Below are 12,395 nucleotides of genomic sequence, written 5' to 3' on the forward strand. Positions count from 1 at the left end.
AGGTCCACGCTCGCCACGGCTCACGACAGGTCCACGCAGACGTTGGTGAGTTCGGAGTAGAAGTTCAGCGAGTGCACGCCGCCCTCCCGGCCGATGCCGGACGCCTTCACCCCGCCGAACGGGGTGCGCAGGTCACGCAGGAACCACGTGTTGACCCACACGATGCCGGCGTCGAGCCGGGCGCCGGCCCGGTGCGCGACGCCCACGTCTCGGGTCCAGACGGTCGCCGCGAGGCCGTACTCGGTGCCGTTGGCCAGCGCGTATGCCTCATCCTCAGTGTCGAACGGCGCGACGTGCACCACCGGCCCGAAGATCTCCTCGCGGTTGGTGCGCGCCTGCGGGCCGAGCCCGGTGAGCACTGTCGGCTGCACGTACGACCCGCCGTCGCGGGTGTCACCGAAGGTGGGCGTGCCGCCACCGGTGAGCACCTCGGCGCCCTCGGCCCGGGCCAGCTCGTACGCGCCGAGCACCTTCGACCGGTGCTGGTGGGAGATCAGCGGCATGGTGGCGGTGGCCTCGTCGGTCGGCCAGCCGTACGCCAGCTCACCGGCCCGCTTCGCCAGCCGGGCCGTGAACTCCTCGAAGACCGGGCGCTGCACGTAGATGCGTTCGGTGCAGAGGCACACCTGCCCGCCGTTGGTGAAGCTGGACCGCACCGAGCCGGCCACGGCGGCGTCCAGGTCGGCGTCGGCGAAGACCAGGCCGGCGTTCTTGCCGCCCAGCTCGAAGCTGACCGCCTTCACGCCGTCGGCGGCGGCCCGCATGATCGCGCCGCCGGTGGCCGACTCGCCGGTGAAGGTGATCGCGTCCACGCCGGGGTGGCGGGTGAGGAACTCGCCCGCCGAGTCCGGCCCGAACCCGTGCACCAGGTTGAACACCCCGGCCGGTACGCCCGCGGCGGCCATCACCTCGGCGAGCACCGTCGCCGAGGCGGGTGTTTCCTCGCTGGGCTTGACCACCACGGCGTTGCCGCAGGCCAGCGCCGGGGCGACCTTCCAGGTGAGCAGCAGCAGCGGCAGGTTCCACGGCACGATGACCGCGACCACGCCGACCGGCTTGCGCAGCGCGTAGTTGAGCGCCCGGCCACCGGTCGGGGTGACCGTCGTGAACGACTCGGTGGGCGCGGTCGCCACGATCTCCGCGAACGCCCGGAAGTTCGCCGCACCACGAGGAATGTCCAGCGTGCGGGCCTGGGCGATGGACTTGCCGGTGTCGGCGACCTCGGCGGTGACCAGGTCGTCGAAGCGGCGCTCCAACTCGTCGGCGACCCGGCGCAGCACCTCGGCGCGTTCCCGTTCGCCCATCCGGCCCCACGGCCCGCGCAGCGCCGCCCGGGCGGCGGCCACCGCGTCGTCCACAGTCGACTGCGACGCCTCGTCCACCTCGAAGACCTGGTCCCCGGTGACCGGGCTGGCCTTGGTGAACGTCGACCCGCCGTCGACGAACTCGCCGGCGACGAAGTTGCGCAACCGGTGCGGGCCACCTGGCGCATGGCCGGCCATCAGTCGCGGGTCCCACAGGCCGGTCATTCCTGCCTCCCTCGGCTCAGTGCCGCGCCGATCGCGCCGACCAGCAGCACCGCGGCCCCGCCGACGACCGCCCCCAGCACCCGGTGCTGTCGGCGCACCCGGCGGCGCACCTCCGCGTACGGGGTGGTGGAGAACGACACCAGCTCGTACTGCGAAACGTACCGGCCGGGGAGGGCTCGCTCCAGGGCGTGCTCCACCCGCCGCCGTGTCTGGAAGACCGGGGAGGCGACCTTGTCCCGCATCTCCACGAAGTTGGTCAGCGCCATCGTGGCGATGGCCTCGGCGTTCTCCTGCCGGCGTCGCTGGAATAGGGGCAGCGCCGCAAGCCAGTCGTCGGCGCACTCGTCCAGGCAGCGGTCCAACTCGACCACGTCCTCGAAGGCGCAGTTCGCGCCCTGCCCGTAGAAGGGCACGATCGCGTGCGCCGCGTCACCGAGCAGGCCGACGCTCCCGTTGACCTGCCAGGGCGTGCAGCGAACAGTGCCGAGCACGCCCACCGGGTTGTGCTGGTAGTCGTCGACGAGGTTCGGTGCCAGCGGGATGACGTCCGGGTAGTGCTCGGCGAAGTGCCGCTCGATTTCGGCCGGGCTGGTCAGCGAGGCGAAGCTGCCGGCGCCGTCGTTGGGCCAGAACAACGTGCAGGTGAAGGAGCGGTCCGGGTTCGGCAGCGCGATCATCATCGAGGTGCCGCGCGGCCAGATGTGCAGGGCGTCCGGGTCCAGGGCGAAGTCCCCGCCCAGCGGCGGGATCGTCAACTCCTTGTAGCCGTAGTCGAGGAAGTCCACGCTCTCGTTCAGCAACCCGTACGCCAGCAACTGCCCCCGCACCGCGGAGCCGGCGCCGTCGGCACCCAGCACGACCGACGCCTTGGCTGCGACAGTGCCCTGCGGTGTCTCGAAGCTCAGCGAGCCGTCGGTCGGGTCCAGCCCGACCAACCGGTGATTGAAGACGACCCGCACCCCGGGCAGCGCGGTGGCCTCGTCCAGCAGGGCGTTGTTCAGCGCGCCCCGACTGATCGAGTTGATCGCCCGGTCGCCGGCCGCGCTGTACGACTGGAACTGCTGCTCCCCCTCGACCGGGTGGATCATCCGGCCCCGCATCGGCAGCGCGTCGGTCATCACCTGGTCGGCGAGCCCGATCCGGCGCAACGCGTCCAGGCCGCGCTCGGAGAGCGCCAGGTTGATCGAACGCCCCCGCTCGGCCGTGCCGGCCCGCGGGTCGGAGCGGCGCTCGTAGAGCGCCACCGGGTAGCCGCGCCGGGCCAGGAAGCAGGCGGCCAGGCAACCAGCCAGGCCGGCACCGATGATCGCGACCTCGTCGCGCCGCGCGGTCACGGGTTCACCTGCCCCACCGTCGCGGCGAGCGCCGCCGCGGCCCGCCAACAGTCGAGGTACGTGGAGTAGAGCGGCACCGGGGCGAACCGGATGACGTCCGGTTCGCGGGCGTCGGCGATGACGCCGTGCTCGTGCCGCAGGCGTTTGGTCAGCTCCGCCGCGCTGCCGTGGCCGATGCGCACCGAAAGCTGGCAGCCCCGCCGGGCCGGGTCGCGCGGGGTGACCACGCGCAACGGCCGGTCGACGACGACCTCTTCGAGCAGCGACTCCAACCAGCCGGTGAGTCGCTGGCTGCGGGCGCGCAACGCCGTCATGCCGACCGCGTCGAACACCTCCAGCGAGGTGCGCACCGGGCCCATCGCGAAGATCGGCGGGTTGGAGATCTGCCAGGCCTCCACTGTTGCGGGTGGCCGCGACACCGGGGTCATCTCGAAGCGGGTGGCCGCCGCGGTGCTCCACCAACCCTCGAAGCGGGGCACTGTCTCGTCGCCGAGGTGCCGCTCGTGCACGAAGACGCCGGCCAGGGCACCCGGACCTGCGTTCAGATACTTGTAGGAGCACCACGCGGCGAAGTCGACATCCCAGTCGTGCAGGGCCAGTGGCACGTTGCCGACCGCGTGGGCCAGGTCCCAACCGACCACCGCGCCAGCCGCCCGGCCGGCGGCCGTGATCGCCGGGATGTCCAGCACCTCACCGGTGAGGTAGTTGACCCCGCCGAGGAGCACCAGCGCCACCCGGTCGCCCTCGGCGGCCAGGTAGGCGGTCACGTCCTCGGTGCGCAGGGCGTCCTCACCGTCGCGCGGGCGCAACCGGACCACGGTTTCATCCGGGTCCAGGCCGTGGAACCGGGCCTGGCTGCGCACCGCGTAGCTGTCCGACGGGAACGCCGCGTCCTCGATGACGATGCGGGTGCGCGCGCCGGCCGGGCGGTAGAAGCTCACCATCAGCAGGTGCAGGTTGACCGTGAGCGAGTTCATCACCACGGTCTCCGCGGGGCGGGCGCCGACCAGTCGCGCGGCCGGCGCGGTCAACAACTCGTGGTACGGCAGCCACGCGCGCGCCGCCTCGACGTGCCCCTCGACGCCGAGCCGCGCCCAGGCGTCCAGGTCGGCGAGGAGTTCGTCGCGGGTGGCCCGGGGTTGCAGGCCCAGCGAGTTGCCGGCGAGGTACGCCGACTCGGGGTGGTCGCCGCCGTCGGCCGGGGGCACGTGGAACAGGTGCCGGTGACCCGGGTCGGCTTCGTCGAGGCGGTGCGCCTCTCGTTCTGGGGTGTGCACAGGGGTGTCTCGCTCTCCGGTCACATCGCGGTGCGGGCCGACCACAGCTCCGGGAAAACCACCCGGGCCATGCTGCGTTGCAGCCACGCCAGGCCGGCGGAGCCTCCGCTGCCGACCTTGGCGCCCATCGTCCGCTGCACCGCCTTGACGTGGTTCCACCGCCAGTCGCCGAACTCCTCCGCGACCGAGCTCAGCGCCTCACCGAGCAGTCGCAGGTGGTTGTCCGGGCCGCCGTCGTCGTAGATCCGTACCCAGGCCGCCTCGACCGACGGGTGCGGATCATGTTCGATGGCAACGTCCCGGTCGAGCAGGTCGGCGGGCAGATCGAAGCCACGCCGGGCGAGCAGCGCGAGCACATCGTCCCAGAGGCTCGGCGTGGCCAGCGCGGCGGTCAGCGCGGCGTACACGTCGGTCTGTCGACGGAACGGGCGGATCAGCGTCGGGTCACGCAGCCCGAGCAGGAACTCCAACTGCCGGTACATGGCCGACTGGAAGCCGCTGGCCTCGCCGAGCAGGTTGCGGAACCGGTTGAAGTCGGCCGGGCTCATCCAGCGCAGCCCCTGCCAGGCGGCGTTGAGCCCCTCCAGGTGCAGTTTGGCTCGACGCAACGGCGCCAACGCCTCCCAGACCTGGTCGGCGCGGATCAGCCGCTGGGTCTCCCGCAACTCGTGGCAGGTCAGCCCGAAGTACAGCTCCATGATCTGGCTGACCATCAGGAAGGACATCTCGCCCGGGTCGCTGCTGAGCGGGTGCTGCATCCGGTGCAGGGCACTGGCCTGCACGTACGCGTCGTACGGCACCATGTCGGCGAACTCCAGCGTGGGCTCGCCACCGGTGCGCTCCGCCTGGGCGGCCCGCTGCCCCGGGGTCACCGGTCGCACCGTGGCGGGGCGGTTCGGCGCCCGCCGCTCCGTCTGATCCACCATCTCGTCTCCCTCCCCCGGACTCGCCGACGTCATGATCCCTCGGTCGGATCGGCCTACGGAATGCCAGATCAACGGCTCTCGCCGCCTTCTCCTGGCGAACCAAAGGCAACTAGGCGAAGTCGGTTCACGAAAGTAAGGTCTGAGCGTGGACGACATGGACTGGGCGCTGCTGCGCGAGTTGCAGGCCGACGCGCGGCTGTCCTTCAGCGAGTTGTCCCGGCGGGTGCACCTGTCGCCACCTGCGGTCGCCGAGCGGGTTCGCCGGCTGGAGGAGTCCGGAGTCATCACCGGCTACCACGCCCATGTCGACCTGAGCCGAGCCGGCCGCACCGTGATCGCGCTGATCCGGATGTCCTGCTACGGCGCGCGATGCATCCTGCACGACCCGGCGGTCGCGGGCTGGCCGGAAATCCTGGAGATCCACCGGATCACCGGGGACGCGTGCAGCGTGCTGAAGGTGGCCGCCGGCTCGATCGGCGCGTTCGAGGGCGTCATCGACCGACTCGCCCCGTACGGCCAGCCGTCGAGCACTATGGTCCTGTCGTCCCCGCTGGGCTGGCAGCCGATCACGCCGCTCCCCTCGACCGGGGTCGCCCCGCGTCAGCGCTGACCCACCCCACCCTCGCCGCCTGCGGGTTTGCTCCCGCGCCAGCGGGAAAGCAGGCCGCGTGCCCAGGGGAGGGTTCCGGCGGTCGTCGCCGGTTGGGGGGAAATCATGCAGGGAATCCGCACGATCAACCGCGCGCTCTCGTCCGCACTGACGCTGGTCGGGCTGGTCGGGGCGTTCGTCCTGATGTCTGTCGCGCCGGCCCGTGCCGGCGAGAACACCTTCATCGAGGTGACGCCGAACAGCGCCCAGGCCGGTAGCCGGGTCTCCATCAAGGCGAGCTGCGACAACGACAACAACAACCGCCAGTCCAGCGTGCACTCCGATGCGTTCGGGCACGTGACGCTCAGACCGGACAACGGCTTCCTGACCGCGCAGGCCAGCATTCCGCGTGACAAGCAGGCCGGCGATTACGCGGTGGACCTGCGCTGCCAGAACGGCCAGACGGCCACGACCACCCTGACCGTGCTGAACATGGCGTCGCCCAGCAAGGGACCGGCGACCGGGGGCGGCGGGACGGCCGGCGGTCGCGGCACCGGCTCACTGCTGGTGCTCGGCGGCGTGGCGCTGGTGGCCACTGCGATCGCGCTCGGCATGGCGGGCGGCCGGCGTCGGACCGGAGCCGGCTCCTGAGCCGGACGACCCATGACCCGCAGATCCGCGCGTGCGCGGCCGGACCGCCGCGCCCGCCTCCGGGCCGGGCCGGCGCTGCGCGCCTCCGGCCGGCTGGTGGCCCGCGCCTCCCGCCGGCTGGGCCGCGTCGCCGGTCAGGCCGGGTCGGCCAGCATCGCCACCACCGATCCGACCGTCCAGCCGCTGCCACCGAGGCGTCCGGCCGGGTCGCCGTTGGCCGGGCACCGCATCGGTACGGGACCAGGGTTGCCGGTCCTGGCCGTCGCCGCGCTGATGGTGCTGATCGTGGCGATGCTCGGCGTCGAGCAGGTGACCGGCATGAGCCTGTTGCCGGACCAGCTCAGCGCCGGCTTCCGACCGCCACCGAAGAAGTTCCCGGTGCTGTCGTCCAGCCGTCCGACCAACCTCGCCATTGACACGATCGACGTCGAGGCGCCGGTGCACGACGTGGGCATCGCGCCGGACGGCACCATCGCCGTGCCGGACGCGGCCCGCGCCCAGGAGGCCGGCTGGTACGACCAGGGGCCCACCCCCGGTCAGTACGGCCCGGCCGTGATCGTCGGGCACGTCGACACCACCAGCGGGCCGGCGGTCTTCCACAAGCTTCGCGACCTGCGCTCCGGCGACCAGATCGAGGTCACCCGCACGGACCGGAGCGTGGCGATCTTCGAGGTGGATTCGGTGGAGCGGTTCGACAAGGGGCGGCTGCCGGTGGACGAGGTGTACGGCGACTTCAGCCGTCCGAGCCTGCGACTGATCACCTGCGGCGGCCAGTGGGTCGGCGGCGAGACGGGCTATTCGGACAACGTGGTGGTCTTCGCGTCGCTGACGAAGGCACGTACAGGTGGTTGACCCGGGTGAAGCGGAACCCGGGTCAGTTCTGACCGGGGCTTGCCACGGGTAACCCCGCAACCTTGGCGCTCTCGAGCAGTCGCCGGTCATAGCTGACGAAGGCGATGAGTGCCGTTCCGGACTCGTTGGTCAGAACCTGAGCGGTGGCAAGGTGAATGGCGTCGAGGCTGCGTAACGTCGGCTCGGCAAACGCGGCAGCGGTCGCACGGATCGTGCCGTCGATCTCCAGCCGAAAGAGCCGTCCGACGGCCGCCGGCACGCCGACCAACGCCTGCGGGGCTGATCGGCGTAACGCTCTGGGCACTTCGACCTCGACCAGCGCGGAGGAGACCAGGGGGACGTCTCCGTGGGTGTTGAGCCAGGAGACAAGCTCAGCGCTGCACGCCTCCTGCCGAACCAACTTGACGACGGCGGCGGAGTCCAGATAGATCACCAGCGCTCCTCGTCCCGCATCTCGGCGAGCGTGGCGGCCACGTCCACATCCTCGTCACCCAGCTTCGGGGGAAGCGGCACAGAGCCGCCGCCGGTCGGAGCGACGGCCCGCCCCGCAGCTACGAGCTTGGCCAGTACCGACCTGTCGTCACTCACCGGAACCAGTCTGGCGATCGGATGCCCACGATCGGTGATCTCGACGGTTTCGCCGCCACTCACCCGAGCCAGCACCTGACTCGTGTTCTGGTTCAGCTCTCGGACCCCGATGCGTTCCACAGACCGAGTGTAGAACTAAATGTTCTACACTGCGAGGCTATTCGCCTCGTATCGAGAAGACGGCGGCCAGTGGGGGGCTATTCGGACAACGTGGTGGTCTTCGCCTCGCTGGTCAAGGCGCGTGCCGGCGGTTGACAAGCCTCGACGTACTCGGCGAGCCGGGCGGCCCCGGTGAGCATGGCCCGGCCGCGCTCAGTGAGCCGTTGCCGCCACTGGCGCAGCGACGCGGCGAGCGGTTCGGCCCCGCCCGCGTCGCGCACTCGACGCAGCACGCCGGCGATGTGGTCGAGCCGGTAACCGCCCCGACGCAGCAGGTGGGCCAGTTCGGCGTCGCGCACGTCGTCCGGTGAGTAGACGCGGTGCTGAGTCGCGGGATCGCGCCCTGGCCGCAGAACCCCGGCCATCTCCCACTTGCGCAGCGTCGCGGGTCGCAGCCCGAGCCGGTGTGCCAGCACGCTGATCGGCACGGCTTCCCGGCGCTGCGGTGACGGCTTGGTTCCGGTGAGCGCCACGACCGCCGTCTCGACCACGTCCAAGGTCTCTCGATCGCGCTGCAACAGGGTGTGACTCTGGTCGATCGTGCGCAGGGCCGTGTCGATCTCACCCCGGTTGACGGCGCGCATGATGTCGCCGCTGGCCGCGTAGCCATGGCCCACGATCAGCGCGAGGTAGGCGCTCAATGCCTTGGCGTGCACCTCGGTGAACCGGCGGTAGCCGTTCGAGGTGCGCTCGGCCGGAGGCAGGACGCCCTCGCGTTCGTAGTTGCGCACGGCCTGCGCGGACAGTCCATGCCCGCGCGCGAGATCGACCGGTCGGCGTACCCCTGGGTTTGAGGGTTTCGTGGCTGCCACCGCGCTCCAACACTCGTAAGTTTCAACCGCTGGTTCAACGATACGGTTGATGCAATGACGACCCTTCTCGACCTGCTGGCCGGATCACCGGCCCTGCTCGCGATCGGCGAGCCGACGCATGGTGAGTCCGCCTTCCTCCAGGTCCGCAACGAGGCCTTCATGACGCTGGCCGAGCACGGCTACCGGTCGATCGCGCTGGAGAGCGACCGGGTCGCGGGGCTGATCGCCGACGAGTTCGTGCAGGGCGGCGTCGTGACGCTCGACCGTGCACTCACCGAAGGGTTCAGCCACGGGTTCGGAGCGGCCCCGGCCAACCGCGACCTGCTGCTGCGGATGCGCGAGTGGAACGCCGGACGGCCGGTCGCCGAGCGCCTGACGTTCCACGGCTTCGACGCCCCGGTGGAGCTGGAGAGCGCCCCGAGCCCGCGGCGCCACCTCAACGACGTTTGTCACTTCCTCGGCCTGGACCGGTCCGCCGAGATCGACGACCTGATCGGGGACGAGGCGCGGTGGAGTGACACAGCCGCGATCTGGGAGCCGGGTCGATCGGTCGGTCGCTCGACCGATGCTCAGCGGCTGCGGGTGATCGGCGACGACCTGCTGACCGAGCTGTACCTGCAGGCACCCCGGCGACCCGAGGGCTGGCCGGCGGCGCTCGTACACGCCACGTCGGCGGTCGCGTTGCTGCGTTACCACGCCGCGGCCGCCGCACCACTGGCCCAGGAGGAACGCTTCGCCCGCCTGGCCGGGGTCCGGGACGCGCTGATGGCCGAGAACCTGCTCGCGATCCGGGCGGCCGAAGCCCACCGCGGACCCACGCTGACCTTCGCGCACAACACGCACCTCCAGCGCCATCTCAGCACGATGACGATGGACGGCACGGAGGTGTCGTGGGCCGGCGCCGGCGCGATCGTCGCGTCACTGCTGGGCGACCGGTACGCGGTGGTCGTCGGCAGCCTCGGCGCGAGCCCCACGCTCGGCATCGAGGCACCCGCCACGTCGACCTACGAAGGCAGACTCCAGCAGGAGGACGACCTTCCCGGGTACGTCCGCGCGTCCGACATCGGACCAGCCGAGCAACGGGCGCACGACTACCGCTACTTTCCGCTGGACCAGGCCACCATCGACCATGCCGATGCGGTGCTGCACATCCCGACCGGCGTCGATGCGGCCACGCTCGCCGACCGGATTCTCTCGCTGCCCGGCGTCGAGCAGGTCGTGGCGAGCGAGGAGAACGGGTCACCCGAGGTGGCCTGGGGCGACCGGTTCTTCTACCTCGGCCCGGACCGCCGCCAGCCGTTCGCCACCATCGTCGAGCACGACGTGCCCGGCTTCGACGAGGCCGCACAGCTTGACCGCCCTGGTGTCTTCCGCCTCAACCTGGACCTGGGCCGGGCCGAGTTCGAGCGACTCTTCGGCTTCCCGCCCAAGGCATTCGAGGACCACCGGGACGCGTTCGACTTCGCCCGGCTGGACACCCTCGTACCGCACCCGGGCTACGCGCTGTACGGCTTCGGCAGCATCGTGATGCCTGGTCCGCAGATGCTGCCCGAGATCGACCGGCTACTGGCGATGGCGTACGGCCGGGCAGCGAACCGCCACGAGCGCGCAGCGCGCCGGGCAGCCGACCAGCAGGACTGAGCCAGCTCCGCGCGGAGTCAGGCTGCTGCTTCGGGCTCGCGCAGGTCCAGCCAGTCGGCCCAGCGGGGGTCTGGGGCCCGGTGCCCGAGCACCCGCCAGGCGGTGCCCTTCGGCGCAGCCGGCAGCGCGTGCAACCGCCACCCCATCTCGGCCGGAGTCTTGTCACCCTTGGTGTGGTTGCACCGGGCACAGGCGGCGACCACGTTCTCCCAGGCGTGCCGGCCACCCCGGCTGCGCGGAAAGACGTGGTCGATGGTCTCGGCCGGGCCCCGGCAGTAGGCGCACCGCCACCCGTCCCGGGCGAAGATCGCCCGCCGGGACAGCCCGACGTGCGTCCGGTAGGGCACCCGGACGAAGCGCGTCAACCGGACCACGGACGGCACCGGGAGCGCGTCCCGGGCACTGTGCAGGATGCCGTCACCGTCGGCGACGCAGACCGCCTTGGCGGAGAGGACGAGGATCGCGGCGCGGCGCACCGACACGACACACAGCGGCTCGTAGGTGGCGTTGAGGACCAACGCGCCGGAGCCCACCGTGGGTCGTATGTCAGGCATCGCGCTCACCCTCCCGGTTCAGCGGCTGCTGCGAACCGCCGCCGACCGGGGTCGGGCACGCCGGCCCACCCGGTCGACGCCGGGCCGATCACCGACGTCCGTTGCGCCAATAGTCCCTGATCGGACCCCGGATTGCACGTACTAATCCGGGGTCGGACGTGAAGCTCTCTCTCGCACCTGTCACGATGGCCGGTTCGCCCCGTTCCGGTCGTGCCCTCTGCGGCAGTTCACCCGCCGGTGGGTCGGCGGCGGACTGTCGGGTCGCTTGCGGTACGAAGACAGGGTGAGTGCCGCCAGCGTGACGCCCCTTGCCCTGTCCACCGCCGATTCGGTGAGCTGCCAGGGCAGCACCTCCTGCGAGTGGATCTACGACATCACCAGATCGGCCTGGTTCGCCGAGGGCAGTTACTGGATCCTGCTCAAGCCGCTGCGGCTGCTGGTGATCCTGGCGCTGGCGATGGTGGCCCGCTGGGCGCTGCACCGCACCATCAACCGGTTGGTCCGGACGACCACCGAGGGCGCGGTGCCGACGATGCTGCGCCCGCTGCGCGAGCGGGTGCCCAGCACGGCGGGTGACCCGGCGGAGTTCGTGCCGGAGCGGCGACGGCAGCGGGCTGAGGCGATCGGCTCCGTGCTGCGCAGCCTGACCACCGCGTTCGTCTTCGGCATCGCGCTGCTGATGATCCTGCGCGAGTTCAGCTTCGACCTGGCTCCACTGCTGGCCAGCGCGGGGATCGCCGGCGTGGCACTGGGTTTCGGCGCGCAGAGCCTGGTCAAGGACCTGATCGCCGGCCTCTTCATGCTGATCGAGGATCAGTACGGCGTGGGCGACAACGTCGACCTGGGCGAGGCGATGGGCGTGGTCGAGTCGGTCGGGCTGCGGGTCACCACGGTGCGCGACGGTCGCGGCGTGCTCTGGTACATCCGCAACGGCGAGATCATCCGGGTGGGCAACAAGAGCCAGGGTTGGGCCCTCGTGGTGGTGGACCTACCGATCGGTTTCAACAGCACCGAGGAGGCCACCGCCGTCCTGCGGACCGCGGCCGCCTCGATCGCGGTGGACCCGGAGCTGTCACCGGAGATCGTCGAGGCGCCGGAGGTGCTGGGCGTCGAGCAGGTGACGGTGGACGGCGCGGTCATCCGGACGGTGGTGAAAACCACCGCGGACGGGCAGTTCGCGGTGGGCCGGGAGCTGCGTCGGCGGCTCGCCGAGGCGCTGGAGAACTCGGGGATCACCGCGCAGATCGCGGCTGCTCGTATCTATCCCGGTCTGCCGACCCGGCCCCTGCCCGACAGCGAGACCGGTCAGGGTGGCGCCACCTGACCCAGGCGAAAATGTCCGCCGATGCAGGGTCGCCAGCCGCCCGGCCCCTCAGGTATCGTCCGTTCGTTCAGTCGGGGAAGCGACGATCGATCCGTTCGCCCTAGCTAGTTGTCAGACGATCGGGCAGAATCCGGAACACGCGTTCCCGACGGAGCGTGA

Annotated in this window: 13 protein-coding genes; 5 read left to right on the forward strand and 8 right to left on the reverse strand. The window is 71.1% G+C overall.

Going from position 1 to position 12,395, the window contains the following annotated elements:
* Positions 1-20: 20 nt before the first annotated feature.
* Genes FBZ33_RS24605 through FBZ33_RS24620 form a run of 4 tightly spaced genes read right to left on the reverse strand, consistent with a single transcriptional unit; the run spans position 21 to position 5,063 of the window.
* Entirely contained in the window at positions 21-1,502 is a 1,482-nt protein-coding gene (locus FBZ33_RS24605; RefSeq protein ID WP_141912926.1) for a 2-hydroxymuconic semialdehyde dehydrogenase, read from the reverse strand.
* A 23-nt stretch (positions 1,503-1,525) separates the two neighbouring features.
* Entirely contained in the window at positions 1,526-2,863 is a 1,338-nt protein-coding gene (locus FBZ33_RS24610; protein ID WP_141910837.1) for an NAD(P)/FAD-dependent oxidoreductase, read from the reverse strand.
* Complete coding sequence (kynU, locus tag FBZ33_RS24615; protein WP_185755520.1) at positions 2,860-4,185, reverse strand: kynureninase; 1,326 nt, start codon at positions 4,183-4,185, stop codon at positions 2,860-2,862. Before kynU ends, FBZ33_RS24610 begins: the two co-directional genes overlap by 4 nt.
* Complete coding sequence (locus FBZ33_RS24620) at positions 4,161-5,063, reverse strand: tryptophan 2,3-dioxygenase (RefSeq protein ID WP_141912928.1); 903 nt, start codon at positions 5,061-5,063, stop codon at positions 4,161-4,163. Before FBZ33_RS24620 ends, kynU begins: the two co-directional genes overlap by 25 nt.
* Positions 5,064-5,211: 148 nt before the next feature.
* On the opposite strand from FBZ33_RS24620, the gene FBZ33_RS24625 reads away from it, so the two are divergent.
* The 3 genes from FBZ33_RS24625 (at position 5,212) to FBZ33_RS24635 (ending at position 7,158) form a co-directional block, all read left to right on the forward strand.
* Complete coding sequence (locus FBZ33_RS24625; RefSeq protein ID WP_088949776.1) at positions 5,212-5,676, forward strand: Lrp/AsnC family transcriptional regulator; 465 nt, start codon at positions 5,212-5,214, stop codon at positions 5,674-5,676.
* A gap of 105 nt (positions 5,677-5,781) precedes the next feature.
* Positions 5,782-6,306, forward strand: a complete 525-nt coding sequence (locus FBZ33_RS24630) for a hypothetical protein (protein ID WP_141910839.1) — start codon at positions 5,782-5,784, stop codon at positions 6,304-6,306.
* 75 nt (positions 6,307-6,381) lie between these two features.
* Positions 6,382-7,158, forward strand: coding sequence for a class F sortase (locus FBZ33_RS24635; RefSeq protein WP_247668469.1), 777 nt, complete (start codon positions 6,382-6,384; stop codon positions 7,156-7,158).
* 22 nt (positions 7,159-7,180) lie between these two features.
* Here the strand turns inward: FBZ33_RS24635 and FBZ33_RS24640 are convergent, their stop codons facing one another.
* The 3 genes from FBZ33_RS24640 to FBZ33_RS24650 all read right to left on the reverse strand — a co-directional run bounded on the left by FBZ33_RS24640 (position 7,181) and on the right by FBZ33_RS24650 (position 8,717).
* Positions 7,181-7,591, reverse strand: coding sequence for a type II toxin-antitoxin system VapC family toxin (locus FBZ33_RS24640; RefSeq protein WP_088949779.1), 411 nt, complete (start codon positions 7,589-7,591; stop codon positions 7,181-7,183).
* Positions 7,588-7,866 (reverse strand): type II toxin-antitoxin system Phd/YefM family antitoxin, encoded by a 279-nt coding sequence (locus FBZ33_RS24645; protein WP_099847995.1) that lies wholly within the window; start codon positions 7,864-7,866, stop codon positions 7,588-7,590. The genes FBZ33_RS24640 and FBZ33_RS24645 overlap by 4 nt, the downstream gene beginning before the upstream one ends.
* A gap of 77 nt (positions 7,867-7,943) precedes the next feature.
* Positions 7,944-8,717 (reverse strand): MerR family transcriptional regulator, encoded by a 774-nt coding sequence (locus tag FBZ33_RS24650; RefSeq protein WP_141910841.1) that lies wholly within the window; start codon positions 8,715-8,717, stop codon positions 7,944-7,946.
* Between the two features lie 54 nt (positions 8,718-8,771).
* On the opposite strand from FBZ33_RS24650, the gene FBZ33_RS24655 reads away from it, so the two are divergent.
* A complete protein-coding gene (locus FBZ33_RS24655) occupies positions 8,772-10,358 on the forward strand; it encodes a DUF6194 family protein (protein ID WP_141910842.1) in 1,587 nt (528 codons plus the stop codon).
* Positions 10,359-10,375: 17 nt separating this feature from the next.
* Here FBZ33_RS24655 and FBZ33_RS24660 read toward each other — a convergent pair whose 3' ends face one another.
* Entirely contained in the window at positions 10,376-10,912 is a 537-nt protein-coding gene (locus FBZ33_RS24660) for an HNH endonuclease (protein ID WP_030333470.1), read from the reverse strand.
* 331 nt (positions 10,913-11,243) lie between these two features.
* Between FBZ33_RS24660 and FBZ33_RS24665 the strand changes: the two genes are divergently transcribed.
* Positions 11,244-12,236, forward strand: a complete 993-nt coding sequence (locus tag FBZ33_RS24665) for a mechanosensitive ion channel family protein (RefSeq protein WP_370453102.1) — start codon at positions 11,244-11,246, stop codon at positions 12,234-12,236.
* The last annotated feature ends 159 nt before the right edge of the window (positions 12,237-12,395 follow it).

The organism is Micromonospora sp. A202 (genome assembly GCF_006715105.1).
GTDB classification, from domain to species: domain Bacteria; phylum Actinomycetota; class Actinomycetes; order Mycobacteriales; family Micromonosporaceae; genus Micromonospora; species Micromonospora zamorensis.

What these genes read in the sequence shown, in the direction of transcription:
- FBZ33_RS24605 (WP_141912926.1), bottom strand. Translation starts at nt 1,502, where the DNA reads ATGGCCGGCCATGCGCCAGGTGGCCCGCACCGGTTGCGCAACTTCGTC.
- FBZ33_RS24630 (WP_141910839.1), top strand. Translation starts at nt 5,782, where the DNA reads ATGCAGGGAATCCGCACGATCAACCGCGCGCTCTCGTCCGCACTGACG.
- FBZ33_RS24655 (WP_141910842.1), top strand. Translation starts at nt 8,772, where the DNA reads ATGACGACCCTTCTCGACCTGCTGGCCGGATCACCGGCCCTGCTCGCG.
- FBZ33_RS24660 (WP_030333470.1), bottom strand. Translation starts at nt 10,912, where the DNA reads ATGCCTGACATACGACCCACGGTGGGCTCCGGCGCGTTGGTCCTCAAC.